Annotated in this window: 27 protein-coding genes; 17 read left to right on the top strand and 10 right to left on the bottom strand. The window is 72.6% G+C overall.

Features of this window, described 5'->3' with window-relative positions; all coding sequences use genetic code 11:
* Positions 1-8 precede the first annotated feature (8 nt).
* From VFE82_RS05225 to VFE82_RS05200, 6 genes are read left to right on the top strand one after another with little or no spacing between them, the layout of a single operon-like run.
* Entirely contained in the window at positions 9-836 is an 828-nt protein-coding gene (locus VFE82_RS05225) for an ABC transporter ATP-binding protein (RefSeq protein ID WP_324999184.1), read from the top strand.
* Entirely contained in the window at positions 833-1,705 is an 873-nt protein-coding gene (locus tag VFE82_RS05220; RefSeq protein ID WP_324999183.1) for an ABC transporter permease, read from the top strand. Before VFE82_RS05225 ends, VFE82_RS05220 begins: the two co-directional genes overlap by 4 nt.
* Complete coding sequence (locus VFE82_RS05215; RefSeq protein WP_324999182.1) at positions 1,702-2,727, top strand: methionine ABC transporter ATP-binding protein; 1,026 nt, start codon at positions 1,702-1,704, stop codon at positions 2,725-2,727. The genes VFE82_RS05220 and VFE82_RS05215 overlap by 4 nt, the downstream gene beginning before the upstream one ends.
* Positions 2,720-3,385, top strand: a complete 666-nt coding sequence (locus VFE82_RS05210; RefSeq protein ID WP_324999181.1) for a methionine ABC transporter permease — start codon at positions 2,720-2,722, stop codon at positions 3,383-3,385. Before VFE82_RS05215 ends, VFE82_RS05210 begins: the two co-directional genes overlap by 8 nt.
* A 34-nt stretch (positions 3,386-3,419) precedes the next feature.
* Entirely contained in the window at positions 3,420-4,214 is a 795-nt protein-coding gene (locus tag VFE82_RS05205) for a MetQ/NlpA family ABC transporter substrate-binding protein (protein WP_324999180.1), read from the top strand.
* Between the two features lie 16 nt (positions 4,215-4,230).
* The gene (locus VFE82_RS05200) at positions 4,231-5,241 is read left to right on the top strand and encodes an ABC transporter substrate-binding protein (RefSeq protein ID WP_324999179.1); all 1,011 of its coding nucleotides are present in this window, start codon (positions 4,231-4,233) and stop codon (positions 5,239-5,241) included.
* Between the two features lie 21 nt (positions 5,242-5,262).
* Here VFE82_RS05200 and VFE82_RS05195 read toward each other — a convergent pair whose 3' ends face one another.
* Entirely contained in the window at positions 5,263-5,478 is a 216-nt protein-coding gene (locus VFE82_RS05195) for a DUF3820 family protein (RefSeq protein WP_324999178.1), read from the bottom strand.
* 86 nt (positions 5,479-5,564) lie between these two features.
* Between VFE82_RS05195 and VFE82_RS05190 the strand changes: the two genes are divergently transcribed.
* Positions 5,565-5,903: a hypothetical protein gene (locus tag VFE82_RS05190; RefSeq protein WP_324999177.1), complete on the top strand. Its 339-nt coding sequence runs from the start codon at positions 5,565-5,567 to the stop codon at positions 5,901-5,903.
* A gap of 26 nt (positions 5,904-5,929) precedes the next feature.
* Here VFE82_RS05190 and VFE82_RS05185 read toward each other — a convergent pair whose 3' ends face one another.
* Positions 5,930-6,184, bottom strand: a complete 255-nt coding sequence (locus VFE82_RS05185) for a hypothetical protein (protein ID WP_324999176.1) — start codon at positions 6,182-6,184, stop codon at positions 5,930-5,932.
* Positions 6,185-6,274: 90 nt separating this feature from the next.
* The gene (locus tag VFE82_RS05180) at positions 6,275-7,579 is read right to left on the bottom strand and encodes a TIGR03862 family flavoprotein (protein WP_324999175.1); all 1,305 of its coding nucleotides are present in this window, start codon (positions 7,577-7,579) and stop codon (positions 6,275-6,277) included.
* A gap of 147 nt (positions 7,580-7,726) precedes the next feature.
* Between VFE82_RS05180 and VFE82_RS05175 the strand changes: the two genes are divergently transcribed.
* Both VFE82_RS05175 and VFE82_RS05170 read left to right on the top strand, forming a co-directional pair.
* Positions 7,727-8,116: a hypothetical protein gene (locus VFE82_RS05175; protein WP_324999174.1), complete on the top strand. Its 390-nt coding sequence runs from the start codon at positions 7,727-7,729 to the stop codon at positions 8,114-8,116.
* Between the two features lie 31 nt (positions 8,117-8,147).
* Positions 8,148-9,629, top strand: coding sequence for an MATE family efflux transporter (locus VFE82_RS05170; protein ID WP_324999173.1), 1,482 nt, complete (start codon positions 8,148-8,150; stop codon positions 9,627-9,629).
* An 88-nt stretch (positions 9,630-9,717) separates the two neighbouring features.
* Here the strand turns inward: VFE82_RS05170 and VFE82_RS05165 are convergent, their stop codons facing one another.
* Positions 9,718-10,956: an MFS transporter gene (locus VFE82_RS05165; RefSeq protein ID WP_324999172.1), complete on the bottom strand. Its 1,239-nt coding sequence runs from the start codon at positions 10,954-10,956 to the stop codon at positions 9,718-9,720.
* A gap of 301 nt (positions 10,957-11,257) precedes the next feature.
* Between VFE82_RS05165 and VFE82_RS05160 the strand changes: the two genes are divergently transcribed.
* The 4 genes from VFE82_RS05160 (at position 11,258) to VFE82_RS05145 (ending at position 15,075) form a co-directional block, all read left to right on the top strand.
* Entirely contained in the window at positions 11,258-12,187 is a 930-nt protein-coding gene (locus VFE82_RS05160) for a ZIP family metal transporter (RefSeq protein WP_414708725.1), read from the top strand.
* A gap of 231 nt (positions 12,188-12,418) precedes the next feature.
* Positions 12,419-12,688, top strand: a complete 270-nt coding sequence (locus VFE82_RS05155) for a response regulator (protein WP_324999912.1) — start codon at positions 12,419-12,421, stop codon at positions 12,686-12,688.
* A gap of 132 nt (positions 12,689-12,820) precedes the next feature.
* Complete coding sequence (locus VFE82_RS05150) at positions 12,821-13,444, top strand: MEDS domain-containing protein (protein ID WP_324999171.1); 624 nt, start codon at positions 12,821-12,823, stop codon at positions 13,442-13,444.
* A gap of 74 nt (positions 13,445-13,518) precedes the next feature.
* The gene (locus VFE82_RS05145; protein ID WP_324999170.1) at positions 13,519-15,075 is read left to right on the top strand and encodes a hybrid sensor histidine kinase/response regulator; all 1,557 of its coding nucleotides are present in this window, start codon (positions 13,519-13,521) and stop codon (positions 15,073-15,075) included.
* 90 nt (positions 15,076-15,165) lie between these two features.
* On the opposite strand, the gene VFE82_RS05140 is transcribed toward VFE82_RS05145, so the two are convergent.
* From VFE82_RS05140 to VFE82_RS05130, 3 genes are all read right to left on the bottom strand, one after another.
* Positions 15,166-16,476: a pitrilysin family protein gene (locus VFE82_RS05140; protein WP_324999169.1), complete on the bottom strand. Its 1,311-nt coding sequence runs from the start codon at positions 16,474-16,476 to the stop codon at positions 15,166-15,168.
* Complete coding sequence (locus VFE82_RS05135; RefSeq protein ID WP_324999168.1) at positions 16,473-17,162, bottom strand: hypothetical protein; 690 nt, start codon at positions 17,160-17,162, stop codon at positions 16,473-16,475. The genes VFE82_RS05140 and VFE82_RS05135 overlap by 4 nt, the downstream gene beginning before the upstream one ends.
* Before the next feature lie 82 nt (positions 17,163-17,244).
* The gene (locus tag VFE82_RS05130) at positions 17,245-19,398 is read right to left on the bottom strand and encodes an ATP-binding protein (protein ID WP_324999167.1); all 2,154 of its coding nucleotides are present in this window, start codon (positions 19,396-19,398) and stop codon (positions 17,245-17,247) included.
* Positions 19,399-19,819: 421 nt separating this feature from the next.
* On the opposite strand from VFE82_RS05130, the gene VFE82_RS05125 reads away from it, so the two are divergent.
* Entirely contained in the window at positions 19,820-20,350 is a 531-nt protein-coding gene (locus tag VFE82_RS05125; RefSeq protein ID WP_324999166.1) for a GAF domain-containing protein, read from the top strand.
* 88 nt (positions 20,351-20,438) lie between these two features.
* Here VFE82_RS05125 and VFE82_RS05120 read toward each other — a convergent pair whose 3' ends face one another.
* Entirely contained in the window at positions 20,439-22,160 is a 1,722-nt protein-coding gene (locus VFE82_RS05120; RefSeq protein WP_324999165.1) for a hypothetical protein, read from the bottom strand.
* Between the two features lie 179 nt (positions 22,161-22,339).
* Between VFE82_RS05120 and VFE82_RS05115 the strand changes: the two genes are divergently transcribed.
* From VFE82_RS05115 to VFE82_RS05105, 3 genes are all read left to right on the top strand, one after another.
* Positions 22,340-23,971, top strand: coding sequence for a hypothetical protein (locus VFE82_RS05115; protein WP_324999164.1), 1,632 nt, complete (start codon positions 22,340-22,342; stop codon positions 23,969-23,971).
* A 211-nt stretch (positions 23,972-24,182) separates the two neighbouring features.
* Positions 24,183-24,341 carry a hypothetical protein gene (locus tag VFE82_RS05110; RefSeq protein WP_324999163.1) on the top strand — a complete coding sequence of 53 codons (159 nt, stop codon included), beginning with the start codon at positions 24,183-24,185 and terminating at the stop codon, positions 24,339-24,341.
* Positions 24,342-24,426: 85 nt separating this feature from the next.
* Complete coding sequence (locus tag VFE82_RS05105; RefSeq protein ID WP_324999162.1) at positions 24,427-24,756, top strand: hypothetical protein; 330 nt, start codon at positions 24,427-24,429, stop codon at positions 24,754-24,756.
* Positions 24,757-24,807: 51 nt separating this feature from the next.
* Here VFE82_RS05105 and VFE82_RS05100 read toward each other — a convergent pair whose 3' ends face one another.
* Positions 24,808-25,479, bottom strand: a complete 672-nt coding sequence (locus tag VFE82_RS05100; protein ID WP_324999161.1) for an amino acid ABC transporter permease — start codon at positions 25,477-25,479, stop codon at positions 24,808-24,810.
* Positions 25,480-25,481: 2 nt separating this feature from the next.
* On the bottom strand, positions 25,482-26,174 hold the full coding sequence (locus tag VFE82_RS05095; RefSeq protein ID WP_324999911.1) for an amino acid ABC transporter permease: 693 nt from the start codon (positions 26,172-26,174) through the stop codon (positions 25,482-25,484).
* Positions 26,175-26,178: the final 4 nt, after the last annotated feature.

Raw genomic sequence — 26,178 nt, 5'->3', positions numbered from 1 at the left:
ACGCCGACATGGCCATCGTGACCCCCATCAAGCCCGAGCTGTCGTCCGCGCCGCTGCTGCGCGTGGACGGCGTCAGCCTGGAGTACCGCACGCCGCGCCACGTGGTGCGCGCCACGCACCGCGTCAGCTTCGACGTGCACACAGGCGAGCGCTTCGTCCTGCTGGGCGCGTCCGGCTGCGGCAAGTCCACCCTGCTCAAGGCCATCGCCGGCTTCCTCGCGCCGGTCGAGGGCGAGATCCGCCTGGATGGCCAGGCCGTGCGGGGCCCGGGCCCCGACCGCATCGTCGTGTTCCAGGAATTCGACCAGCTGCCGCCCTGGAAGACCGTGCGCGAGAACGTCGCGTTCCCGCTGCTGGCCTCGCGCACCGCGGGCCGCCGCGAAGCGCTGGAGCGCGCCGACCACTGGCTGGCCAAGGTGGGGCTCGCACGTTTCGGCGACGTCCACCCACACCAGCTGTCCGGCGGCATGAAGCAGCGCGTGGCGATCGCCCGGGCACTCGCGATGCAGCCGCGGGTCCTGCTCATGGACGAGCCGTTCGCCGCGCTCGATGCCCTCACCCGCCGGCGCATGCAGGAGGAGCTGCTCGCCCTGTGGGACGAGGCGCGCTTCACGCTGGTGTTCGTCACGCATTCGATCGAGGAGGCCCTGGTGGTCGGCACGCGCATCGGCGTGCTCTCGCCGCATCCCGGGCGCATGCGCGCCGAGATCAACAGCCACGACTTCGGCCTGGACAGCGAAGGAGCGGCCTTCCAGGCCGCCACGCGCCGCATCCATGGCCTGCTGTTCGACGACCAGGCGCCGCAGGCCGCCGGCCCGCAAAGGAGAACCGCATGACCACCTGGACGCTCGCGGTGCGCCCCGAGTACGAAGTCGCGCTCGCGCCGTTGCCGCCACGGGAGGCCGAGCGCCCGCTGCCCTGGACCACCCGGCTGTGGCAGCAGGCCTGGCTGCGCCGCGCACTCCTGCTGCTGGTGCTGGCGGGGGTGTGGGAACTCGCGGCGCGCTGGCAGGACAACGACCTGCTGCTGCCGACCTTTGCGCAGACGGCGCGCGCCCTGGTGGAAGGCCTGGCCAGCGGCGAACTGGTCGAGAAGACCCGCATCAGCCTCGTCGTGCTGCTGCAAGGCTACGCGGCCGGCGTGCTGGCGGCGTTCGTGCTCACCGCGGCCGCCGTCTCGACGCGGCTGGGGCGCGACCTGCTGGCCACGCTGACGGCCATGTTCAATCCGCTCCCCGCCATCGCGCTGCTGCCGCTCGCGCTGCTGTGGTTCGGTCTGGGCCGCGGCAGCCTGGTCTTCGTGCTGGTGCACTCGGTGCTCTGGCCGCTGGCGCTCAACACGCACGCCGGGTTCCAGGCCGTGCCGGAGACCTTGCGCATGGCCGGCCGCAACTACGGCCTGGGCGGGCTGCGCTACGTGCTGCAGATCCTGGTGCCGGCGGCGCTGCCCGCCATCGTGTCGGGCCTGAAGATCGGCTGGGCGTTCGCGTGGCGGACGCTGATCGCGGCCGAACTGGTGTTCGGAGCCTCGTCCGGCAAGGGCGGGCTGGGCTGGTACATCTTCCAGAACCGCAACGAGCTGTACACCGACCGCGTGTTCGCGGGCCTGGCCCTGGTGATCGCCATCGGCCTGGCGGTCGAGGGCCTGGTGTTCCAGACGCTCGAGCGCGTGACGGTGCGCCGCTGGGGAATGGTGCGCGGATGATCGAACTGCAAGGCATCGTCCAGTCCTACGGCGCCGTGCAGGCGCTGCGGGGCATCGATCTCGCCATCGCGCCCGGCGAGGTGTTCGGGGTCATCGGCAAGAGCGGCGCCGGCAAGAGCTCGCTGGTGCGCACCATCAACCTGCTGAACCGGCCGACGGCCGGGCGGGTGCTCGTGGCCGGGCGCGACCTGACCGCGCTGGCGGGGCGCGAGCTGCGCGAGGCCCGGCGCCAGATCGGCGTGGTCTTCCAGCACTTCAACCTGCTGTCCTCGCGCACGGTGCGCGGCAATGTCGCGCTGCCGCTCGAGCTGGCCGGCGTGCCGTCGGGCGAGATCCGCCGGCGCGTCGACGACCTGCTGGCATTGGTCGGCCTGTCCGAGCTGGCCGATCGCTACCCGGCGCAGATCAGCGGCGGGCAGAAGCAGCGCGTGGGCATCGCCCGGGCGCTGGCCAACCGGCCCAAGGTGCTGCTGTCCGACGAGGCGACCTCAGCGCTCGATCCGGAGACCACCCGCTCGATCCTCGCGCTGCTGCAGCAGATCCGGCGCGACTTCGGGCTGACCATCGTCCTGATCACGCACCAGATGCAGGTGATCAAGCAGATCGCCGACCGGGTCGCCGTGCTCGACGCCGGCCAGGTGGTGGAACAGGGTGCCGTGCTCGACCTCTTCACGCACCCGCGGCAGGCCATCACCCGCAGCCTGATCGAGGACGTGGTCCCGCAGCAGCTGCCCGAGAGCGTGGTGGCGCGGGTGCGGGCGCTGATGGCGGCCGACGACGGCCCGGCCCAGCTCCTGCGCCTGGCGTTCGCGGGCGACGACCTCGGGCGGCCGCTGCTGTCGGACGTGATCCGCCGCTTCGGCCTCGACCTGAACATCCTGCATGGACAGGTGGACGAGGTGCAGGGCCGCCCCTTCGGCTCGCTGGCGGTGCTGGCCCGCGGCGCGCGGGAGCAGCTGGCCGCCGCCACGGCCGCGCTGCGGGACGCCGGGGTGCGCGTGCAGGAGCTGCCCCATGCTTGACCGCTTCACGCCCGCCTTGCTGGAGCTGTTCGTCACCTCGGGCTGGGAGACGCTGGTGATGGTGGGCGCCTCGGGCTTCCTCGGCGCGCTGGTGGGCATCCCGTTGGGCGTCTACCTGCGCCTGTCCGACCGCGGCGGCGTCCTCGAGAACCGGGCCGCCAACCGCCTCCTGGGCGGCCTGGTGAACGCGGTGCGCTCGACGCCCTTCATCATCCTGCTGGTTGCCATCATCCCGTTCACCCGCCTGCTGGCGGGCTCCTCCATCGGCACCGCGGCCGCCGTGGTGCCGCTGACGGTGGCGGCGGCGCCCTTCATCGCGCGCCTGGTGGAAGCCTCGCTGCGCGAGGTCGACCACGGCCTGGTGGAGGCGGCGCTCGCGATGGGCGCCAGCACCCGCCAGATCGTCTTCCGGGTGCTGCTGCCCGAGGCATTGCCCGGCATCGTGGGCGGCCTGACCATCACCCTCGTCAGCCTCACCGGCTACTCCGCGATGGCCGGCGCCATCGGCGGCGGCGGCCTGGGCGACCTGGGCATCCGCTACGGCTACCAGCGCTTCCTGCCGGAAGTGATGCTGGCCGTGGTGCTCGTGCTGGTGCTGTTCGTGCAGGCCGTGCAGAGCGCCGGCGACTGGGCGGTGCGCCGGCTCTCGCACAAGTGACGAATCCCCTTCCCTCCACAAGAAAGAGAAAGCCATGACCAAGAGAAACCTGATGAAAGCCGCCGGGGCGGCCCTGCTGCTGGCCTGGGGCGGCGCCGCCCTGGCCCAGGATCGTCCGATCAAGATCGGCGTGACCGCGGGCCCGCACGCCCAGATCTTCGAGCAGGTGAAGAAGATCGCGGAGAAGGACGGTCTGAAGATCCAGATCGTCGAGTTCAGCGACTACATCCAGCCGAACGCTGCCCTGGCCGCGGGCGACCTGGACGCCAACAGCTACCAGCACAAGCCCTACCTGGACCAGCAGGTCAAGGACCGCGCCTACCGCATCGTGCCGGTCGGCTACACCGTCAACTTCCCGATCGGCCTGTATTCGAAGAAGGTTCGGTCGCTGGCCGACCTGAAGGAAGGGGCACGGGTGGGCATCCCGAACGACCCCACCAACGGCGGCCGCGTGCTGCTGGTCCTGCAGGACAAGGGCCTGATCCGCCTGCGTGCCGATGCCGGGCTGAAGGCCACCCCGCTGGACGTGGTGGAGAACCCGAAGAAGCTGCGGTTCGTCGAGGTGGATGCCGCCCAGCTGCCGCGCACGCTGGACGACCTGGACGCCGCGGCGGTCAACACCAACTACGCCATCCCCGCCGGCCTGAATCCCGGCCGCGACGCCATCGCCCAGGAGAGCGCCAAGAGCCCCTACGTGAACCTGATCGCCGTGCGCGAGCAGGACAAGGACAAGCCGTGGGTGGCCAAGCTGGTCAAGGCGTACCAGTCGGAGGCGATCCGCCAGTACGTGCAGACCGAGTTCAAGGGCGCCGTCATCCCCGGCTTCTGAAGCACAGGATCGCACGATGAAGCTCCCCCGTTCCCTCGCCCGCGGCCTGCTGCTGGTCGCGTCACTCGCCGCACTGCTGCCGGCCGCCCGCGCCGAAGGCCAGTTGCGCATCGCCGAGCAGTTCGGCGTGGTCTACCTGCTGCTGAACGTCGCGCAGGACCAGAAGCTGGTGGAAAAGCACGGCAAGGCGGCCGGCGTCGACATCAACGTCGAGTACATCAAGCTGTCCGGCGGCGCGTCGGTCAACGATGCGCTGCTCTCCGGCTCGATCGACATGGCCGCCGCCGGCGTCGGGCCGCTGCTGACGATCTGGGACCGCACCCACGGCCGGCAGAACGTGCGGGGAGTCGCCTCGCTCGGCAACTTCCCGTACTACCTGGTCACCAACAACCCGGCGGTCAAGACCATCGCCGACTTCGGCGACAAGGACCGCATCGCCCTGCCCGCCGTGGGCGTGTCGGTGCAGTCGCGGGTGCTGCAGTACGCCTCGGCCAGGCTGTGGGGGGACGCGCAGTACAACCGGCTCGACCGCCTGCAGGTGGCGCTGCCGCATCCGGAGGCCACGGCCGCGATCGTCAAGGGCGGGACCGAGGTCACGGCGCATTTCGGCAATCCGCCGTTCCAGGAACAGTCGCTTGCGGGCAACCCGAACGCACGCATCGTGCTCAACTCGTACGACGTGCTGGGCGGGCCGGCCTCGGCCACGGTGCTCTACGCGACGGAGAAGTTCCGCAGCGAGAACCCGAAGACCTACAAGGCCTTCCTCGACGCGTTGCAGGAGGCCGCGCAGTGGATCACGGCCAATCCGGAGAAGGCCGCCGACACCTACATCCGCGTGACCAACGCCAAGATCGACCGCGACCTGCTGCTGCGCGTGATCCGCAACCCCGAGGTGCAGTTCAAGATCACGCCGCAGAACACGTTCGGGCTGGCGAGCTTCCTGCACCGGGTCGGCGTGATCCGCAACAAGCCCGCGTCGGTGAAGGACTACTTCTTCCCCGACGCGCACGTGGCGTCGGGCAGCTGACGGCAGCGCGGCGCCCTGCGCTCAGCGCCCCTGGGAGCGCAGCGGTGCCAGCAGCTGCCGCATCCCGTTGTGGTCCAGCTCGTGCATCAGCGCGAGCAACTGCCCCAGTTCGCCCCGCGGGAAGCCCTCGCGGGCGAACCAGGTCAGGTAGTTGCCGGGCAGGTCGGCGATGAGGGTGCCCTTGTACTTGCCATAGGGCATCTCGACCTCGAGAAGGCGCAGCAGGGGATCGCTCATGGCGCCATTGTCGGGGCCGGGCGTGGCGGTGCGGCCGGCCCGGCCAGCCGGGCCCGGCGGCGCAGCACCCTACAATCGCCGCCCCGATGAACCTCCCGCGCCGGCCGCGTGGGCCAGCCGCCATGACGATGTACATCCTGTCCCACGCCGTGCTCGACCAGGTGCTGCAGCAGCACCGGGTCAAGCCGAACGACCTTGCCGGCATCGACAGGCTGTTCGGCGGCGCCGACGGCTACTACTGGTACCACACGATGCGGCACCTCTGCCCGCGCGGCCAGGAGATCGTCTGGCACCGCCCCGAGGAGATCCGGCAGGCGCTGCAGGCGCACGAGAACGAGACGGCGGCCGAAGACGAGGTCAAGCCGCAGGTCCTGCAGGAGGGGCACCTCGCGGCGATCGCCGGCCTGCTGGCGATCCCGGCCTAGCGGCGCCGCGCCGCCGCAACCCGCCCTCAGTCGGGAACGAAGCGGGCCGAGAACCGTACCGCGTCGGCCTCGAGCTCGAAGGTCACCAGCTGGCCGTTCTTGCCGTCGGCCAGCCGGTGCGCCGCGAACAGGCTCCAGCGGCCCTGCGGGTCGTAGCTGGGCGGGTCGACGAGCGCATACGGGTGCGGCACGAACACCTCGTGCAGGAAGATCTCCCGGTGCCGGTTGCGCGGCGACGGGAACAGCTTGTAGGTGTCGGTCGTGATGGTCGGTTCGGGCATCGCAGGCGTGACAAGGCAGGCACCCATTGTCGGCGCAAGCACGGTGCAGCGCCGCCGGCGGACCTGCGACGCATCCAGGCCCCGGCCGGCTCAGGCCGCGGCCGCGCGCGGCCCGGCCTGCTGCAGCCACCGCAGCACTCCCTCGCCCGCCACCCGGCCCGTGGCCAGGCAGGCGGTCAGCAGGTAGCCGCCGGTCGGCGCCTCCCAGTCGAGCATCTCGCCGGCGCAGAAGACGCCCGGCAGCGCACGCAGCATCGCACCGTCGTCGAGCGCCTCGAAGGGGATGCCGCCGGCGGTGCTGATCGCCTCGGCCACCGGCCGCGGACGGGCCAGGGTCAGCCGGCAGCCCTTGAGCGCCTGCGCGAGCTGCGCCGGGTCGTCCAGCTGGGCCGGCGCGAGCAGCTCGTGCAGCAGCGCCATCTTCAGACCGCCCAGCCCCAGGCGGCTTTTCAGGTGGGTGGACAGGCTGCGCGAGCCGCGCGGACGCGCGGTCTCCGCCAGCACCTGCGCGGGCGTGTGCTGCGGCAGCAGGTCGATCTCCCACGTCGCGTGGCCATGCGCGGCGATCGCCTCGCGCAGGCGCGCGCTGAACGCATAGACCAGGCTGCCCTCGATGCCGGTGTCGGTGACCACGAATTCGCCCTGCAGCGATTCGGTCCGGCCTGACGGGTCGGTGAAACGCCCGACCACCGGCTTGACCGGCTGCCCGGCAAAGCGCTGGCGCAGGTGGTCGCTCCAGCCGCTGCGGCCGGGTGCGGTGGGTGCCACGTCGAAGCCGCAGTTGGCCGGCCGCAGCGGCGCGACGGCGACACCGCCGGCCTGCAGCAGCGGCACCCAGGCCGCGTCGCTGCCCAGGCGTGGCCAGCTCGCCCCGCCCAGCGCCAGCACGCAGGCATCCGCCGCATGGACGACCGGGCCGGCCGGGCTGTCGAACGCCAACGCGCCCTGCGCGTCCCAACCCGTCCAGCGGTGCCGCGTGTGCACGCGCACGCCCGCCGCCCGCAGCCGGTGCAGCCAGGCCCGCAGCAGCGGCGCCGCCTTCATGTCGACCGGGAACACGCGCCCCGAACTGCCGACGAAGGTCGCGATGCCGAGCCCGGCCGCCCAGTCCCGCACGGCCGGGCCGTCGAAGGCCGTGATCGCGGCGCGCAGGTGTTCGGTGCGTTCGGCGTACCGGCCCAGCAGGACCGCGGTGGGCTCCGAGTGCGTCAGGTTCAGCCCGCCGCGCCCGGCCAGCAGGAACTTGCGGCCGACCGAAGGCATCGCGTCATAGAGGTCCACCGCCAGGCCGCGCCCCGAGAGCACATCGGCGGCCATCAGCCCCGCCGGCCCGCCTCCGACGATGGCGACGCGGCGGACGGCAGGCGAGGACGGGATGGAAGGCTGGAGCGGCATCGGGCGTCGATTGTCGCGAAAGACGCTGCCGGCCTTCCCATGGCCCGGCTTGTCGGCCCTTCCCTACGAGCGATGCGTCACCGGGCCGATGGATCGCGCAACAGGTCTCGGCCACAGTGGTCGCCTGATCACTCGAGAGGACACACCATGGCCGATGAGGAACGCGAAGAACGTGCGGGCCCGACCGACACGGCAGCGCCATCGCACCCCCTGACCGGAGCGGCGGGGGCGGCAGCCGGCGCGGCCGCGGGAGCCGTGGCCGGTGCGCTGGGCGGTCCCGCCGGCATGGCGGCCGGCGCCGTCGCCGGCGCAGTGCTGGGCGCGAGCGCCGGATCGGCCGCGGGCCGCGGCGTCGAGCAGGCCGGGCAGGACACCGGCCCGCAGGCCGGACAGGAAGACGCGGGACTGCGCGCCATCGATCCCGCGCGCGAGAGCGCCGGGCTGGGCACGGCAGACGCCCGGCCGGCCGCGCGAACGGACGAGGAAGCCCGGGCCCGCGACGGGATCGACCCGGCGCGCGACAGTGCCGGCACCTGAGCCGCGCGCCGTGGCGGGCGCCTCCGGCGCGGTGAACAGGCCCCGCCACAGCGGCGCCACGCGCGACCTCACCAGCGGGCCCATCGCCCGCAACCTGATCGTCTTCGCCCTGCCGGTGCTGGGCGCCAACGTCCTGCAGTCGCTCAACGGATCGGTCAACGCCGTCTGGATCGGCAACCTCCTGGGCGAAGCCGCGCTCACCGCCACCTCGAACGCGAACCTGGTGCTGTTCCTGCTGCTCGGCTCGGTGTTCGGCGTGTCGATGGCGGCCACCATCCTGGTCGGCCAGGCGCTGGGGGCCCGCGATGCCGCCCGGGCCAAGTGCGTGGTCGGCACCGGCGCCACCTTCTTCGTCGTGGCTTCGCTGGTGCTCGCCGCGGCGGGCTGGCTGTTCACGCCGGCGATCCTCACGCTGCTGGGCACGCCGGCGGCGGCCTTCCCGCTGGCGGTCGCGTACCTGCGCGTGATCTTCCTGGCCGTCCCCGTCATGAATGCCTTCGCGTTCGCGATGGCGGTGCTACGGGGCTCGGGCGACGCGCGCACGCCCTTCCACTTCATGGCCTTGTCGGTGGCGATGGACATCGCGCTCAACCCGCTCCTGATCCAGGGGGCCGGGCCCCTGCCCGCGCTCGGGATCGCGGGCTCTGCGGCGGCGACGCTCGTCGCCCAGGCTACCAGCCTGGCCGCGCTGCTGGCCCTGCTGCACCGGCGCCGGCATCCACTGCTGCCGGGTCGGGACGAGATGCACCACTACCGCCCACGTCCCGCCCTGCTGCGCGCCATCCTGGGCAAGGGCATCCCGATGGGGTTGCAGATGGTCGTGATCTCGTCCGCCGCGCTGGCCATGATGGGCCTGGTGAACGGGTTCGGCGTCGGCACGGCGGCGGCCTACGGCGTGGCGGCCCAGCTGTGGACCTACGTGCAGATGCCGGCGCTCGCCACCGGCGCAGCCGTGTCGGCGATGGCCGCCCAGAACGTCGGTGCCGGTCGCTGGGACCGGGTCGGGAAGATCGCGCTGGCCGGCGTGCTGTTCAACCTGGTCCTCACCGGGGCCCTGGTCGCCCTGCTGTACCTGGCCGACCGCCACGTGCTGGGCTTCTTCCTCCCGGCGGACAGCCCGGCCACCGCCATCGCCGCCCACATCAACGACGTCGCCAGCTGGTCGTTCGTGCTGTTCGGGGTCACCATCGTCCTGTTCGGCGTGGTGCGGGCCACGGGCGCGGTGATGCCGCCGCTGGTCATCCTGGCGCTGTCGATGCTGGTGGTCCGGGTGCCGTTCGCCTGGGCCCTGCGCGACGAGCTCGGCGCCGACGCGATCTGGTGGAGCTTCCCGCTCGGCGCGGCGGTCTCCGCCGTCCTGGGCGTCCTCTACTACCGGTACGGCGGCTGGCGCCAGGCACGCGTCGCACCGGCGGGGCCGGCGACCGGCACCGCCGCGGACACGGGTGTGGCGACGCCGGCGATGGACCACGAGCCGCTGGCGCCGTCGGCGTCGGCCCCGGTCACCCGGTAGCCCGGGTCCCGGGCCTGCACGGCGGGCCGACGTCGGAACCCTCGCCGCTTGTGGCGCAGCGCGGTCGAGCCCCCCAGCGCCGCTGGTTTCACGCCGGCTGCAACCGCGTCGCGCCCGGCGTGCGCGGAAACAGCATCGCGATGCCGGCAGCCGCCAGGCCGACGACCATCGAGCCGATGTACAGCCAGGCATAGGTGCCGAAGCGGTCGTAGAGCCAGCCGCCGAGGAACGGGCCCAGCGCCATCCCCAGGCTCGACAGCATGGTGGCCGCGCCGAGCACCGTGCCCTGGATCCGGGCGTCGAATGCGTCCCGGGCCAGCGCGGCGTACAGCGGCATGGTGCCGCCATAGGCGGCGCCGAAGACGATCGCCACCGCATAGAAGCCGCCGAGCTGGTTCACGGCAAGGTAGGAGACGGCGGCGAACGCCTGCACCAGCAGCCCGGCGACGAGCACCGGCTTGGCCCCGTACCGGTCGGCCAGCACGCCGAACAGCAGCCGGCCGCCCAGGCCCGCCGCGCCCTCCATGCTGTAGATGGTGACCGCCGCCACCAGGGGCAGGCCGCACCCGGTCGCGTAGCTCACCGTGTGGAAGATCGGTCCCGAGTGCGCGGCGCAGCAGGCGAAGAAGGCGCCGCCGAGCACCAGGAAGGCCGGCGAACGCAGCGCGTCCCGCGTGCGGGCGACCGGCCCGCCGGCGCCCGGCCCGGCGCCGGCAGTGCTGGCCGCGGCGGGCACCGCGCGGATGAAGTGGACGAACGGCAGCAGCACCACCCAGGTGCCCAGGCCGAGGCCCAGCATCGTGGCCCGCCAGCCGTACAGCGTGACGAGCCAGCCGGCCAGCGGCGCGATCGTCATCGGCGCCACGCCCATCCCGGCGCTGACCAGCGCGACCGCCAGCCCGCGCCGCTTCTCGAACGAGACGGTCGTTGCCGCGATGATCGGAGCGAAGAAGGCGCCCGCCGCGACGCCGATGAGCACGCCGAAGCTCGCCTGGAACTGCAGCAGCGTGCCGGCCCGGCTGGCCAGCACGCTGGCCAGGCCCAGCAGCACGACACCGGCCAGCACGACCGGGCGCGGACCGAAGCGGTCGCTCAGCGTGCCCCAGCCGACGCCGGAGAACCCCATGCTGAGGAAGGCCAGCGTCATGGCGGCCGAGATCCCGGCACGCGACCAGCCCGTGTCGGACCCCATCGGGTCGAGGAAGACGGCCAGCGAGAACACCACCCCGATGGCGACGCAGGTCATCAGGGCGCCGGCGGCCACCAGCCCCCAGTTGCGGTCGAGCTCGGGCGCCGTGGGGGCGGCAGGGGCGGACGAGGCGTGCATGCGGGATTCCTCCGGGATGGTCTCGGACGACGAACGACCCGGCGCGACATCGACACGCGGCCGACGGCGATGCGACGGACGGATCGATGGTGGCATGCCGCCGCGGGTGCGGCATCTCCGGAGCGGCTGCGTTCTCTCGGCACACGCGTTCTGCGGGGCCGGGATCGGCGGGTCCGGACGGCGCGCGGGGGCGCACGCGGGCGCGGCGTAGGCCGCGTCCGACGAAGCATCGTGTGCAAAGCCCGGGCCCGGCGCGATGCCGGCCTCGCCACGGCACCCGGGGCGCCGTTACGCTGGCGGCGTGAACACGTCCGCACAACAAAGCAGGGCGGGAGGCTGGGCGGCGGCGCTCGGCCGCCGCGCACGCCACCACCCGCTGTCGGTCCTCGGCCTGCTGTCGGGCATGGCAGCGCTTGCCGCCGTGGCGCACGGCCTGTCCCAGCCCGCGAACGCGCAGACGGCGCAGAACGTCCGCTGGGCGTTCCTGGGCGGCTCGGCCGGTTTCGCCGCCACGGCCCTCGGCGCCCTGCCGATCCTGTTCCTGCGGCGACTGCCGCAGAAGGCGGAGGACGTGATGCTCGGCGGCGCGGCCGGAATGATGCTCGCCGCCGCCTTCTTCTCGCTGCTGGTGCCGGCGCTGGAGGCGGCCGAGCGGTTCACCGGCAGCGGGTGGACCGGCGCCCTGCTGGTGGTGGCGGGCATCGCGGCGGGCGTGGCGCTGATGCTGGGCCTGGACGCGTTCACGCCGCACGAGCACGAGCGCTCGGGCCCCTGGGGCCCCGGGCACGAGCGCTTCAACCGCATCTGGCTCTTCGTCTTTGCGGTGGCCATCCACAACCTGCCCGAAGGCATGGCGATCGGCGTGGGCTACGCCCAGGGCGACCTGAAGGTGGCGCTGCCCCTGACGGCGGCGATCGCGCTGCAGGACGTGCCCGAGGGACTGGCCGTGGCCATGACGCTCAAGGCCATCGGCACGCCGGTGTGGCGGGCCATCGCCGTGGCGGCGGCCGGCGGCCTGCTGGAACCGCTGGGTGCGCTGGTGGGGGTGCTCCTGGTCGGCAACTCGGTGGTCGCCTATCCGATGGGGCTGGGGCTGGCCGCGGGCGCCATGCTGTTCGTGGTCTCGCACGAGGTCATTCCCGAGACGCACCGCAACGGCCACCAGACGCTCGCGACGGTCGGTCTGATGATCGGCTTCGTGGTCATGATGGTGCTGGACACGGCCTTGTGAACCACCGCGGTCGGCTCCCGCCGCCGCGGCGGTGTGCCGGCGTGTGCAGGTTATGCTCCGCCCCTTGCTGCGCCAGCCCGGGGCAGCGCCCCGGGGCCGGGAGATCGGCTGCCGCATGAGCGGGGCGCGCGTCCTGCTGGTAGACGACGAACTGTCCAGCACGGAGGTGCTGGCGCTCATCCTCGCCGGTGAGGGCTACCAGGTGACGGTGGCCGCCGACGGGCGACAGGCCTGGCCCGGCTGGACGAGGCGGCGGCGCCCGACCTGCTGGTCACGGACTTCATGATGCCGGGCATGAACGGCGCCCAACTGGTGGCCGCCCTGCGCGACATGCCGCGCTACCAAACGGTTCCCGTGCTGCTGATCAGCGGCGCGCCGGAAGCGGCGCTGCGGGCCTACAACGTGTCCTACCAGGCGTTCCTGCGCAAGCCATTCGGGCTGGACCAGTTCCTGTCCGTGCTGGTGTCCCTGCGCCGTGCGCAAAACGACGGCCAGCGCTGAGCCTACGGGGTCGGCCGCCACGCGGCCGGCCTCCCGGGAATGTCCTCACCGGCACGATCGCGCCGTAGGACAAGTCCTGCTGACATGTCATCCGGCTGCCGCTATCCTCGCCGGCTCTTCAAGGAATCCCCCATGAACCTGTCCCTCGCCGGCACCGAGATCGAATACTTCCACGTCTGCGCCTTCTTCAACAGCAAGGAGGAGGAGTACGACGTGCTGGTTCCCTTTTTCAAGGAGGCGGTCGAGCAGGGCGAGAAGAACATGCACATCGTCGATGCCGCGTTCGCGGCCGAGCACAAGGCCCGGCTGGTGGCGGGCGGCGTCGATGCGCACCAGTGCGAGGCGTGCGGGCAGCTGGAGGTCGTCTCCTGGCATGAGGCTTACCTGGACGAGAACGGCGTGTTCGACAAGGACCGCATGCTCGCCACGGTGGACCATCTGACCGGCACCGGACGCGACGCCGGCTACAAGCGGCTGCGCATCATGGGCAACATGGACTGGGCGTTCAAGGACCTGCCCGGGGCCGACAAGCTGATCGAGTACGAAGCCGAAGTGAACGACGTCCTCGCCCGCAACCGCCAGCCCGCGGTCTGCGTCTACGACATCGCCAAGCTGAGCGGCAGCATGATGATGGACCTGCTGCGCACGCACCCGCTGACCCTGGTGGGCGGCGTCGTGCAGGAGAACCCGTTCTACACCCCGCCGGCCAAAATGCTCGAAGAGCTGCGCGCGCGCGACGCCCAAGCGGCGTCGTGACCTCGCGGGAGGCTGCCGCAGTCGACCAATCCAGCGACCCGGCGGATGGGGCAGGAGCAGCCATCCGTGACCTGATGGGTCTTCTGGCCTTGCCGGCCCTGTGGGCCGGCAAGGATGGGCAGACGGTCCTGCAGATCATGGTGGACGCGGCCTGCACCATCGTGCCGGCATCGGCCGTGCTGGCGGTGACGTCGTTTCCACCGGACGACCGCCCGGTCTCGTTGATGAAGGTCGGCCCGTCAGCCCCCGAGTGGCGCGTGCCGGCCCCCTGGCAGGCGTTCGCGACGGCTTGCGAGCACGAGCTCAGGGCAGGCCGGCTGGGAACCATCGCCTCGCCGGCCGGACCGCTGACGGTCCTGCACCTCCAGATGGGCGCCGGGCGCCACCGGAGCGACGTCTGGTTCGGATCGGCCGACCCCAGTTTCCCGACGGCCAACCACGTCGCCTTCCTGCGGGCAGCAGCGTCGCTGGGGGCGACCGGCCTGAGCGCAGCGAGGACGGAGTACGAACGTGCCCGCGCACAGCGTGCGAAGGACGAGTTCCTGGCAATGCTGGGCCATGAGCTGCGCAATCCGCTGGCGCCGATCGTGACCACCCTGGGCATCATCCGGATCAAGGGTCGGGGCCAGCTCGATCGGGAGCATGAAGTGATCGAGCGCCAGGTGGGACATCTGTCGCGCCTGGTGGACGACCTGCTCGACATCACCCGGATCACGCGCAACCGCATCGAACTGCGCAAGGAAGTCTTCGATCTGCACCAGGCGGTGCTGGAGGCCCTGGAGGCTGTCGCGCCCCTCGTCGAGGAGCGCCAGCACCACGTCGCCCTGGAGGCGCAACCGGGTCAATACGTCGAGGCCGACCGTTCGCGGATGCGCCAGGTGGTGGCGAACCTGCTGATCAACGCGGCCAAGTACACGCCGCCCGGCGGACGGCTGCAGGTGCAGGTGGCCCCCCGGGGCGGGGCGGTGCAGGTGGTGGTCCAGGACAACGGCATCGGGATCGATGCCGCGTTGCTGCCCCGCGTGTTCGACCTGTTCGAGCAGGGCTCCACCTCCATCGACCGTGCCCGGGGCGGCCTCGGGATCGGCCTGGCGATCGTGCAGAAACTGGTGACGCTGCACGGCGGGACGGTCCAGGCACACAGTGAAGGAACCGGGCGGGGCTCGCGCTTCACGTTCACGCTCCCGCTGGTGGAGCAGTCCCCTGTCGCGACCAGTCCGGCAACGTGCACGGACGCCGTCGGACAGGGACGGCGCGTGCTGCTGGTGGACGACAACGCCGATGCACTCGATTCGCTGGAGGCTCTGCTCGCCATGAACGGCTTCGAGGTCGTGACGGCCCGGGACCCGGCGCAGGCGCTTGTGAAGTCGGCCAGCTTCGAGGCGGATGCGTTTGTGCTCGACATCGGGCTGCCCGGCATGGACGGCTACCAGTTGGCCGAGGAACTGCGGCGACGCGGGGGAGCCCGCCTGGCATCCGCCCGCTTCATCGCCCTGACCGGCTACGGCCAGGAGTCCGACAGGGCCCGTGCGATGCAAGCCCGCTTCGACCACCACATGGTCAAGCCCGTGGACATCCAGAAGCTGCTGGAGGTCCTCTCGCCCGACGCTGCGGAGCCGCCCGTCAGGTGACGTTGGACGCCAAGGCGTGCAGCCGACCACCGCCACGGCCGGTGCACACACCGGCCGCCGCACCACCGGCGTCCCGCCGGCCGTGTGGCCTCACGCCCTGCTGGCGGCAGCGAGCGAGAGCGCCAGGCGCCTGGCGCTCGCCGCCGTCGCCCCCTTCCCCGTGATCGCCAGCGCCGGCGGCTGCGCCAGCATGCGATCGAAGACCGCGCGCACCTCGTCCGCCGTGATGCTGTCGAGCATTGCGATGGCGTCGTCCGCCGGGGTGACGGTGCCGCGCGCGAACAGCTCCTCGACCGCGCGTTCCATGGTCGCGTAGGTGCGCTCGGCCGAGCGCACGCGCGACACCACCAGCTGGTTCCTGGCCCGCTCCAGGTGCACCGGGTCGATCCGCTGCGCGTGCTCGCGCAGCAGCCGGCCGGTGGCGTCCACCAGCGCGTCGAGCTTGTCGGGCGTGGTGATCGCGTGGACCACGAAGTTGAACCAGGCGTCGCCCTGCTCGGACATCGACTCGGCGGTGTAGGCCAGTCCCAGCCGTTCTCGCACGGTGTCCGTCAACGGCGCCGACATGCCGCCCCCGAACAGCATGGCGGCCAGCGACGCCGCCAGGCGCCAGCGCGGTGCCGCCATCGCGTCATCGGCGGGCGGCACGACCGGATAGGCCAGGTTCAGGAACACCTGCGAGACCTGGCTGAAGCGGCGCCCCATGGCGCCGGCGACGTGGGCCGGCGGCTGCGGCGCTGACCGGCTCCGACCGTGGGGCGCGGCGGACATGCCCGCGAACAGCCGCCCGGCCTGGGCGAAGAAGGCTTCCGGATCGAGCTGGCCGGCGGCGGCGACGACGGTGTTGCCGGCCACGTAGTGGGCCTTGACATGCGCCAGCAGGTCCTGCCGGGTGAAGCGCTCGATGTTCTCCACCGTGCCGATCACCGGCATCCCCATCGGGTGGTCGCCCCAGAGCGCGCGATCGAGCAGGTCGCTCGAGCTCTCCTGCGGATCTTCCGCGTACTCGATCGCCTCCTGGCGGATCACCTCCAGCTCGCGCTGCAGCTCGGCCTCGGGGAAGGTGCTGTTCAGCACGATGTCGGCCGTCATCTCCAGGAACGGCCCGACGTGCCGCCCGAGGCCGGACATGAAGTAGCCCGTGGTGTCCTTGCTCGTGAAGGCGTTCACGTCGGCGCCCAGCCGCTCCGCATCCATGTTGATGGCCTGCACCGACCGCGTGGCGGTTCCCTTGAAGGCCATGTGCTCCAGCACGTGGCTGATGCCGTTGCTGGCCGGCGTTTCGTCGCGCGAGCCCACCCGCAGGAAGACCCCGACGCTGGCGCTCTGCAGGTGGGGCAGCGGGATCGCCAGCAGCCGCACGCCGTTGGCGAGCGTCTTGAGGATCGGCGTCGTGGTCATGCGCGGGCGCGGCCTGCGGTGTCCGGCAGCAGGGCCTTGGCGGCCTCGATGCGCCAGCGCATGTCCATCGCCGGGTCGCTCATGACGTCGAGCAGGAAGCGCCGGGGGTCCAGCGCGGGCCGGGGCGTGGCCGGGTCTTCCTTCGTGTCGGGTCCACGCTCCGCGGCGGCCGGCGCGGGCGGCTGCAGCCGCTCCAGCGCGCGCCGCCAGTCGTCCGGCGTGGTGCTGGCCAGGCGCGACAACAGATCGGCCTGCGCCTCGGCACTGGGCGGCAGGTCGAGCCAGGGTTCGTCGGCGAACAGCGCTGCCAGGTCCGGGGCGACGAACGCCGACCACTGCCCCGATGCGACCTCGACCGGCGGCGCCGCGCCGCAGGGCCGCATCGAGACGCGGCCCGGCTCGACGTCCGGCAGGTAGCGCTGGCGCAAGGCCGCGAGGAACTCCAGCGCCTGGGCCGCCGGCACCGGCTGTGCCAGCGAGAACCAGAGCTGGTGGCCATCGCGGCCGGAGACGGCGATTGCCGGCGCCGGCAGGCCCAGGTCGGCCTGCACGCCCTGCCAGGCCCTGGCCAGGTCGGGCCAGCCGGGCGGTCCTGCGAGTTCCAGCACCATGGCCCGTAGCTGGCCCGGGGCTGCCGCGTCGTTCGGGGGATACAGCCGTTGCAATTCGGCTTGGAGTCGGCTCATGGGACCGCAGTTTCGCAGAGTGCCGGCGCACCGCGCCGCACCGTCGCCCCCCAGCGGGCCTTCCTGGCGCAGCGTGCCGGACTCAGGCGCGTGGCAGCGTGAACACGAACACCACGCAGGGCGGCCGGTACTCGTAGACCAGCGTGCCGCCGTGCCCGCGCGCGATCTCGCGGGCGATGTACAGCCCCAGGCCCAGCCCGCCCGGGTTGCGGCTGTTGTCCAGGGATTCGGGCTTGTACGCGTCGAACATGCGGTCGCGCGATGCGGGCGCGATCGGCGGGGCATGGTTGGCCACGCTCAGGCGCACGTGGCCGCCCGCCTCGTGCAGCTTCACCTGGATCGGACGGCCGGGATCGCCGTGCTGGCGCGCGTTGCCCAGCAGGTTGTCGAGCAGCTGGCGCACCCGGCCGGTGTCAAGGGGCACCTCCAGCGTGGCCGGTGCCTCGACCGCGACGTCCACCCCCGGGTGGCCCAGCATCAGGTCCTGCGCGGCGTCGCGCACCAGCGCGGCCAGGTCGGCTGGCGCGCGGCTGACGGCCAGGCCCATGCCGCCCTGCAGCCGCGACAGGTCCAGCAGGTCGCTGACCAGCCGCGCCATGTGGGTGCTGGAGCGGGTGATGCGCGGCCCGACGGTCGCGCCATCGGCGCCGCGCGCCAGCATCTGCGACGCCATCGTGATCGTCTGCAGCGGGTTGCGCAGGTCGTGCCCCAGCACCGCCAGCATCTGGTCGCGCGCCCGGGTCACCTGGGCCCGGCGCGAGCCGCCGGCCCGGTGCAGCTCGGCCTGCAGCCCGCGCGCGATCTCCAGCTCGGTGGCGCTCCAGGGCACCGCGACGCCGCGCACGATCTCGCGCCAGACCTCGAACGAGCCGCGCGGCGTCAGCCGCATCCCGTGCGGCCCCGCCTTGTAGACCTTCTCCGGCCGGCCACCCCAGGCGACCGTCTCCACCTGCTCCTGCCGCAGCAGCACCAGCCAGTCGTGCCGGCTGTCGTCCATCTGGAGGGCCAGCAGGCCGCACCAGGTTCCCAGCGAGGCCGACAGCTCCACCGGCAACCGGGCCTGTTCGGACACCGCCAGGAGCCCCTCGGGCGGGCCGTTGGCGCGCAGCCATCGCAGCAGTTCAGCCCCCGCCGGCGCGCTCACCCCGCCATGGACGAGGGTCTCGGTGCCCTCCGACGCCACCAGCGCCTGCGCCGCGAACAGGCCGCACAGCGCCGGCACGAAGGGCCGCAGGGCTTCCAGCATCCCCTCGGTCTGCACGAACGCGCCCACCAGCTGCCCGCGCACGGTGCTCGCCGCCTCGACGCGCTCGGCACGCTCGGCCGCCAGCAGCGTCTGCACGTTGCTGGCCAGCAGCTGGGCCAGCACATCGCACGCGACGCGCTTGCCGTACGGCACCACCAGCGGCGCGAGGTGGTGGCAGGCGATCATTCCCCACAGCTCGCCGCCGATGACGATGGACACGCTCATGGACGCCGCCACGCCCATGTTGCCGAGGTACTCGATGTGGATCGGCGAGACGCTGCGCAGCGTCGACCAGCTCATGTCGAGCGGCTCGGACCCGATGCCGCGCACCGGCACCGGCGCGGACCCCACGTCCGCGATCAGCCGCAGGGTGTTGATGACGTACAGCCGCCGGGCCTGCGCCGGGATGTCGCTGGCCGGGTAGCGCCGGTGCAGGAACGGCTCCAGGTCGGCGCGGCGGTCCTCGGCCACGATGTCGCCGCTGGCGTCGTGGCGGAACCGGTAGGCCATCACCCGGTCGAAGCCGGTCAGCGCCCGGATCGCGGTCACGGCCACGCGCAGCAGGTCGTCGATCGAGCGCTGCGCGCGCAGCAGGCTGAGCGCGCCATTGGCCAGGGTGGTGAACGGGCGGATCTCGCGGTCGGCCGGTTGCCGCTCCTCGAACTCGGCCACGACGAGGTGGCCGTTGAAGTGCAGGATCAGGTCGAAGATGCGGTCGCCGACCGCCAGCTCGGAGCGCTCCGCCACGCCGCTGGCCGCATGGTCGCGGGCCGCGAAGTCGCGGATGGCCCGTACCACGCCGGGCTGGGCCGCGAACTCCGGTGCCTCCAGGCCGGCGCCCAGTGCAGGCAGCGGGAACCCCAGCAGCTGCTGCGCGTTGTCGCTGCGGCTGACAAGCCGGCCGGACACCTCGAAGGCGAGCAGCGCCCCGTGCGACTGGATGTGCCCGGGCACATGGATCGGTTCCCGGTCGCAGTTGTCGAGGCTCACCACTTCAGCGGCAGGTGGCGGGACGACGGGGGAGGAGTCGGGTCGGGTGGACTGCATGCAGGACGGGAGAAGCCGTCCAGTCTGCGCCGTCGGGCCTGGCCCAGTTTAGCGACGGGGCCCCTGGCGATGGGGTCACGACAGCCCTCGCTTACAAAACGACGCCACCGGCCCTCGATGCCCCGGCACGAGGCGCCGCCCGAGCCTGCCTTCCAGGCGCTGCCAGGCGCAGGCCCGTGCCCGGTGTGGACCAGGCGCGGCGAACGGCCGCGCGAACGCCTGGTCTGGTCGGCCGCCAGCCTGCCCGGCGTGGCATCGGTGGAGCGCCACGGCAGAAGTGCGCAGAAGCCGGACCCTTGGCCCGCTTCTCGGCGGGGCCGGCGCGGCAGCGCGCCCGATAATGCCTCGGCAGGAGACGGCAAGCATGGTCCAAGAACATCCCGATCGCCCGGACGGGCTCGACGACGCCCAGGAACGGTTCGCCGTCGCGACGTCCGAAGGCGCCAGCGAGGCACGGCTGTCGACGCTGAGCCAGCTGCTCGACAAGGTGCGCGTGCAGCTGAAGATGGACGTGGTCTTCGTCTCCCAGTTCAGCGCGGGGCGGCGCTTCTTCCGCCACGTGCGGCGCGGGCCGGGCGAACCCGAGACGGTGGCCGTGGGCGGATCCGACGCCCTGGAGGAAAGCTATTGCCAGCGGGTGGTGGACGGGCGGTTGCCCCAGGTCATCCGCAGCGGCCGGGGCCACCCGGTCGCCACGCTGCTCCCGGCCACCCATGCGGTGGGTGTCGGCGGCCACCTCAGCGTGCCGATCGTGATGCCGGACGGCAGCGTCTTTGGCACGGTCTGCTGCTTCAGCCACCGCGACATGCCCTGGCTCAGCGACCGCGACGCCGACACCCTGCGTGGCATCGCCAAGCTGATCGCAGCGCATGTGAAGCGGCACGGCCACATCTGATCATCCCGGCCGCATGCCGTCCGGCATGCCTGCCCTGCCGGCTGCCGCTGGCCCCCGGTCAGGGCGCCGCGTCCAGGTCCCATGCCGCCTAGGGCGCCGCCGCTGGCGCCGAGCCGCTGGGCGCCTCGAAGATCCGCACCCGGCTGTTCCGGTACGCCGTGCGCCAGCCGGCGGCCTCGAAGCAGCCCGCCGCCGTGCCGTCGCCCTCGAGCGCGCCCAGCGCGGCCTGGCCGTCCGCCGGCGGCTGCCCCTGCAGCCGGCGCCCCAGGGCTTCCAGCACGTCGAGCACCGCCAGGCCTTGCGCCGCACCGGTGGCCGCCCTGGCGCGGGCTGCCAGGTCGATGCCCTCCACCCATGCGAGGTCGACCGGGTCCGACCGCTGCAGGGTGCGCATCAGCTGTGGGCAACCGATGCTCACATTGAGCGCCGCGACATCGGCCTGCACCTGCGCGAACGAGTCGTCCGCCAGCCACTCGCGCCCCTGCACGGTCGTGGTGCTGGTGGCACGCGCCAGAACCGGGAACCACTCCGCCGTCGCGTTGTACTGCCAGGTGCTCTGGCGCAGCACGGCAAAACGCCGGCCGGCGTGGTGGTCGGCCACCCAGGCCATGGCCTGGCGCGCTTCGGGGGCGAGCGCGGCGAAATGCTCGTTGCGTCCGGGTCCCTGGGCGGCGCGCACCGCGACCAGGGCACCGGTGGCCAGCACGAAGGCCGGCAGGCCCCAGGCGGCCCGGCGCAGCGGACCGGCCCGCAGCGCCGCCGCCAGCCCCAGCAAGCCAGTCGCCGCGAGGACGGCCACGCCCAGGACCAGGGGCGTCTCGCCGCTGCGCGGGATCAGCCAGACCGATGCCAGGGCGAGCAGCAGCCAGAAGCCGTCGCGCGTGCGCACCACCAGGGCAACGCCGAAGGCCACCAGCGGGAGCAGCACGGAGGAGGTGCGCAACAGCATCAGGCCGGCGTTGCCGGGCGCCCAGCGCCAGGCACTGGTGGCCGAGGCCGCCTGGAAGGGTGCCGGCCCGTGCACCTGCAGCACGGCGGCCAGCCAGGGCAGCACCAGGCATGCCGCGGACAGCGCGACGGCCACCCCACCCTGCAGCCAGGGCGCCCACCGTGGCTGGGCCAGCCGCAGCGCGAGCAGCCCGCAGAAGCTGCCCAGCAGTCCCCATTCCAGGTGGGACAGCACCGTCGCGCCCAGCCAGGCGCCGGCGACGACCAGCCGCCTGCGATCCCAGCCATTCGCCGTCCACAAGCCGGGCGGCAGCAGCGCGAGCAGCATGCCCAGGAAACACAGGCTGCCCAGGCCGCGGCTGAGGCCGCCGCCCATGACCAGCCACTCGTACGACCGGAAGGTCGTGCCGAAGACCAGCAGCGCCACGGCCGTGAAGAGCCGGGAATGGCCGGTGCGCAGGAGCAACCGGGCGAACAGCAGGACCCAGGCCAGGTTCATGAGCATGGGCGCCCGGTGCACGATCGCCAGCGGGTCCGCACCCAGCCGGACGGCCGCGGCGGCCAGCCAGAACGACAGCGGCGGGTAGGCATACGGGAGGTCAAGCCCGTTGTAGCCGACGAAGGCCGGCAGCGCCGGGAACACGCGCGCGTGCGCCTGCACGAAGACCAGGAACAGCGCTCCGTCGTTGAGCGGGAAATCGGTGCCCAGCAGCAGGTCCAGCCGGATCCAGGCCACGCCGGCCATCACGGCCAGCAGCAGCGGAAGATCCCAAGGTCCCCAGGATGAGGTCCTGGCGGCCCGCGCCAGCGCGGCGAGGCGCTGCCATGCGGTCGGTCGGGGCGGCACTCTGGCGTGGGTCATGGGTGTCGGCATGAGCATGGGCACGCTGCGTGCCCATCTTTCCGGCGGGCTCTGCAAAAGGGCGCGAGACGCACCTTCCGGCTCATCGCTGCGCAGCGCCGGCCGAAGGCACGACGGCCGGGCTGGCGCGGCCGGCACGACCTGGAACGAGGTGCCTTGAGTGTGAGGGGATTGCCTTGGTGACGTGGCCTGACGATCCACTGCGACGCGCCGCGGCCGACGCGGCAAGCACGGCCTGGCGGCCGCGGCTGGACCGCGCCTTGCTGCTGCTCGCGCTGGCGGTCGTCATCGGGGTGCGCGTGCACCTGTTGCGCTCGACGGATTTCCCGATCAACGACGGCGCCCTCTTCCTGTCGTTCATCGAGGCGATCGTGCCCGTGTTTCCGGCGCTGCCGGACACCGTCGCCTTCAGCGGCCTGTCGATCCCGTTCGCATATCCGCCGCTGTCGTTCTGGCTGGCCGCCGCGGCCGTCCGGCTGGGCGCGGACCCGCTGGCGATCGTGCACCGGGTGCCCATCCTCATGAACACCGGCTACGTGCTCCTGTTCGCGGCGCTGCTGCGGCGCACCGGGCACTCGCGCTTGTTCACGGCGACGGCGGTCCTGGTGTTCGGCACGACCTTCCTGTCCTACGAGTGGCTGGTCATGGGCGGCGGCCTGAGCCGCGGGCTGGGCAGCCTGTTCCTGCTGCTCACGCTGCTCGTGCTCATGCCCGCCGTCCACGGCCGGGGGCCGGCATGGTCGCCCGCGCGCCTGCTGGTCGCGGGCGCCTGCGTCGGGGCCGCGGTGCTCTCGCACCTGGAGTGGGGCCTCCTGGCGGCGTTCTCGGCCGCCGCCTGCGCCGCGCTGACGCCGCTGGGCGCGGGCGCGCGCGCCCGCGCCGCCGCCACCGTCGGCGTGGCGGCCGCGGCGGTGGCGGGCCCGTGGTTCCTGTCGGTGGTGGGAACGCACGGCCTGGAGCCTTTCCTTGCGGCGGCGCGCACGGGCTCCCTGCAGGGGCTGGGCGCGGCGCCCGGTGGCGCCATGAAGGTCGCCGGCGCCATCGGCGTGCTGCTCCCGTTCGTGCTGCTGGGTGCCATCGTCGTGGCGCGCACGCGCGACGTCTTCTGGCTGCTGTTCGTGGCAGCCGCCCTCCTCCTGACGCCGCGCGGCGGCCGCACCCCCATGCTGCTGGCGCTGGGCGTGCTGGCCGCCAGCGGGCTGCTGACCAGCGTGGCGCTGCTGCGGCACTGGGCAGGGCCGCGCCGGCAACGCAGCGCCACGGCCGCAGCCGCCCTGCTCGTGGCGGCGCTCCTGGTGGCTCGCACCATGCCGGCGATGCGGGCGGACGACCGGTTCGCCGTCCTGCCGCGCGAACTGCGCGAGGCGATGGCCTGGGTCGCCGCCCACCACCCGGGCAGCCGGTTCGCTGTGCTCAACGACCGCGCCTGGTACTACAACGCCTCGGCCGAGTGGTTCCCGGTGCTCGCCCGCGCCGTGAACACCACCACCGTCCAGGGGCGCGAGTGGCTGCCGCACCATGACTTCCGCCGCGCCGAGCTCGCGGTGGGGGCGCTGAACGCCAGCAGCTCGTGCGAGCAGCTGCTGCGCCATCTGGAGTCATTCGCGCGGTCGGACTTCATCTGGGTCGAAGCCGTGGACCTGCGTGCCCGCGCAGCGGGCGCAACGGCCGCCGCCACCGCGGGGCCCGAGGCCGGCGCCCTGCGCGGGCCGGCCTCCCTGGCCGGCTGCTTCGATCGCGCGGGCTACGAGGAAGTGCACGCGAACGCGCGCGTGCGCATCTTCCGGGCAACGGCGGGGCCCAGCCGGTGAAGCCCGCCGTCCGCTGGCGGTGGTTTTGCCTGTCCGGCAGGCCGATGTCGGGCAGGGCCATGCGGAGGCGGAAGGCCCGGGCCACGCCGATCCTGCCGCCATGCAGCCCGACCAGGCGCAGTGTGGTCGAGCCATCGAAACAGTTCATTGCCCAGCTTCCCCGCGCGCACCGCGGCCTAGCATGCGGGGCTTCTTCACCGAGGAGCAAACGATGAGCAAACGCACCCGTTACGCCGACAACAGCAAGCGCCAGCAGCCCGTGCAGCAGCAGCGCGCCGAGGCCGCGCGCCAGGCGACCGGCCAGAGCAAGGCAGCCAAGGGCCATGGTCAGCAGCCGGCGCGCGAACGCACCGGCGGCAACGGCCGCTGATGTGCCGACACGCCCTGGTCGGCGGGACCATTCCTCCCACTGCCGCGGACGTGCGCGGCCCCGCCGCACCGCCAGGTCGACCCCCATGACCCGCATGCATCCCCTGCTGGGCAGGATCCCGAACGGGGTGGTGTTCGCGACGGCGGGCGGCCGCGGCGGCGCCTACACCTGCCGGGTGCGGGACGCCGGCAGGGGCTGGGCCGTCGCGTTCGTGCGCGCCTCGGGTACCACCAAGCGCGTGAGCGAGGCGCGATTCCTGGCGTTCTGGACGCTCTGGCGAGCGGGCGTGCGGGAACTTCGCGCCTCCCGCAACCAGAGCGGCGAACGCACCCCGGCGGCGGCAGCCTGCTACCTCCTGCCCCTCTTCGAGTGGCTGTCGCGGCACGACATGCCCTCACCGGCGCCGGCGAACTGACCGCCGGCGCTCGCCGCCTGGTGCGCCGCCCTTGCGCCCGGGCACGCCCGGCTAGCGCTGGCCGGCCCGGTGCTCCAGCCGCCCGAGCCACCGCACCAGGGGCCACAGCAGCGCCAGGTACATCAGCGCCGCCAGCACGATGGGCGAGGGGTTGTAGACCAGCGACTGCGCATCCCGCGCCACGCGCAGCAGCTCGGGCAATGCCACGACGCTGGCGATCGTGGTCAGCTTGATCACCTCGATGCCGTTGCCCACCAGGTCGGGCAGCACGTTGCGCGCGGCCTGCGGCACCACGACGTGCCGCAAGGCCTGCAGCCGCGTCAGGCCGGTCGAGCGCGCCGCCTCCATCTGCCCGGCAGGCACGCTCTCGATGCCCGCGCGGAACACCTCGGCGAAGTAGCTGGAGTTGTTCAGCATGAAGCCGAGCGCGACGGCAGCGAGCTTGGGCAGCTCCAGGCCCAGGAAGGGCGTGCCGAAGTAGATCAGGATCAGCAGCACCAGCGGCGGAAAGGCGCGGAAGAAGTCGGTGTGGACGGCCACCAGCAGGCGCACCCAGCGCCGGCGGGTCTGGGTGCCGAGCAGGGCCAGCGCCAGTCCCGACGCCAGGCCGATCGGGATCACCAGCAGGGACAGCCAGACCGTGGTCCAGAGGCCGCGCAGCAGGAAGGGGAACACGTCGCGGTAGACCGCGAGGTTGAAGAAGTTCTGGAGCAGGGCTTCCATGGTCAGCGCTTCCAGCGCCAGCGGGTTTCCAGCCAGCGCGCGAACAGCACCACCGGCACGAACAGCACCAGGTACGCCGCGGCCCCGAGCACCAGCGGGGTCGGACTGCCTGCGTTGCTGCTGGCCGACTGGGCCGTGTTCAGGATCTCGCTGAGCGCCACCACCGAGCCGAGCGCGGTGTTCTTCGTGACCGAGATCACGCGGTTGGTCAGTGGCGGCACGGCGATCCGCAAGGCCTGCGGCAGCACCACGCAGCGCGTGGCCTGCCACCAGCCGAGGCCGGTGGAACGCGCCGCCTCCCACTGGCCGCGCGGCAGGGCCACGATGCCGCCCCAGATGCTCTCCTCCGCGTAGGCGGCCAGCACCAGCGTCAGGGCCAGCCAGGTCGCCGCGAAGGCGGACATGGGCAGGTCCAGGAACGGGAATCCGAAGAACAGGACGAACAGGATCACCAGCGGCGGCAGCGCGCGCAGGATGTCCGCGAATGCCACGATGGCCAGCGTCAGCGGCCGCCACCGGAGCGAGCGCAGCACCGCGAGCGCCAGCCCGGACGCCACGCCGGCGACGACCACCGCCAGGCTGAGCAGCGCCGTGACGCCCATGCCGCGCAGGATGTCGGGCGCGTAGCGCGCCGCGATGTCAGCGTTGAGGAAGGTGAAGACGAACTGGCCGAACCCGGCCGGCGTGCTGCCCATCCTG

The sequence above is a fragment of the Ramlibacter sp. genome (assembly GCF_035655895.1).
Taxonomy (GTDB): domain Bacteria; phylum Pseudomonadota; class Gammaproteobacteria; order Burkholderiales; family Burkholderiaceae_C; genus Ramlibacter.
This window is presented reverse-complemented; position numbering and strand designations above follow the sequence as displayed.

Bases quoted from the DNA above. Each gene is read 5' to 3' on its own strand.
- VFE82_RS05225 (WP_324999184.1), top strand. From the start codon at position 9: ATGGCCATCGTGACCCCCATCAAGCCCGAGCTGTCGTCCGCGCCGCTG.
- VFE82_RS05220 (WP_324999183.1), top strand. From the start codon at position 833: ATGACCACCTGGACGCTCGCGGTGCGCCCCGAGTACGAAGTCGCGCTC.
- VFE82_RS05215 (WP_324999182.1), top strand. From the start codon at position 1,702: ATGATCGAACTGCAAGGCATCGTCCAGTCCTACGGCGCCGTGCAGGCG.
- VFE82_RS05210 (WP_324999181.1), top strand. From the start codon at position 2,720: ATGCTTGACCGCTTCACGCCCGCCTTGCTGGAGCTGTTCGTCACCTCG.
- VFE82_RS05205 (WP_324999180.1), top strand. From the start codon at position 3,420: ATGACCAAGAGAAACCTGATGAAAGCCGCCGGGGCGGCCCTGCTGCTG.
- VFE82_RS05200 (WP_324999179.1), top strand. From the start codon at position 4,231: ATGAAGCTCCCCCGTTCCCTCGCCCGCGGCCTGCTGCTGGTCGCGTCA.
- VFE82_RS05195 (WP_324999178.1), bottom strand. From the start codon at position 5,478: ATGAGCGATCCCCTGCTGCGCCTTCTCGAGGTCGAGATGCCCTATGGC.
- VFE82_RS05190 (WP_324999177.1), top strand. From the start codon at position 5,565: ATGAACCTCCCGCGCCGGCCGCGTGGGCCAGCCGCCATGACGATGTAC.
- VFE82_RS05185 (WP_324999176.1), bottom strand. From the start codon at position 6,184: ATGCCCGAACCGACCATCACGACCGACACCTACAAGCTGTTCCCGTCG.
- VFE82_RS05180 (WP_324999175.1), bottom strand. From the start codon at position 7,579: ATGCCGCTCCAGCCTTCCATCCCGTCCTCGCCTGCCGTCCGCCGCGTC.
- VFE82_RS05175 (WP_324999174.1), top strand. From the start codon at position 7,727: ATGGCCGATGAGGAACGCGAAGAACGTGCGGGCCCGACCGACACGGCA.
- VFE82_RS05165 (WP_324999172.1), bottom strand. From the start codon at position 10,956: ATGCACGCCTCGTCCGCCCCTGCCGCCCCCACGGCGCCCGAGCTCGAC.
- VFE82_RS05150 (WP_324999171.1), top strand. From the start codon at position 12,821: ATGAACCTGTCCCTCGCCGGCACCGAGATCGAATACTTCCACGTCTGC.
- VFE82_RS05145 (WP_324999170.1), top strand. From the start codon at position 13,519: ATGGGTCTTCTGGCCTTGCCGGCCCTGTGGGCCGGCAAGGATGGGCAG.
- VFE82_RS05140 (WP_324999169.1), bottom strand. From the start codon at position 16,476: ATGACCACGACGCCGATCCTCAAGACGCTCGCCAACGGCGTGCGGCTG.
- VFE82_RS05135 (WP_324999168.1), bottom strand. From the start codon at position 17,162: ATGAGCCGACTCCAAGCCGAATTGCAACGGCTGTATCCCCCGAACGAC.
- VFE82_RS05125 (WP_324999166.1), top strand. From the start codon at position 19,820: ATGGTCCAAGAACATCCCGATCGCCCGGACGGGCTCGACGACGCCCAG.
- VFE82_RS05120 (WP_324999165.1), bottom strand. From the start codon at position 22,160: ATGACCCACGCCAGAGTGCCGCCCCGACCGACCGCATGGCAGCGCCTC.
- VFE82_RS05110 (WP_324999163.1), top strand. From the start codon at position 24,183: ATGAGCAAACGCACCCGTTACGCCGACAACAGCAAGCGCCAGCAGCCC.
- VFE82_RS05105 (WP_324999162.1), top strand. From the start codon at position 24,427: ATGACCCGCATGCATCCCCTGCTGGGCAGGATCCCGAACGGGGTGGTG.
- VFE82_RS05100 (WP_324999161.1), bottom strand. From the start codon at position 25,479: ATGGAAGCCCTGCTCCAGAACTTCTTCAACCTCGCGGTCTACCGCGAC.
- VFE82_RS05095 (WP_324999911.1), bottom strand. From the start codon at position 26,174: ATGGGCAGCACGCCGGCCGGGTTCGGCCAGTTCGTCTTCACCTTCCTC.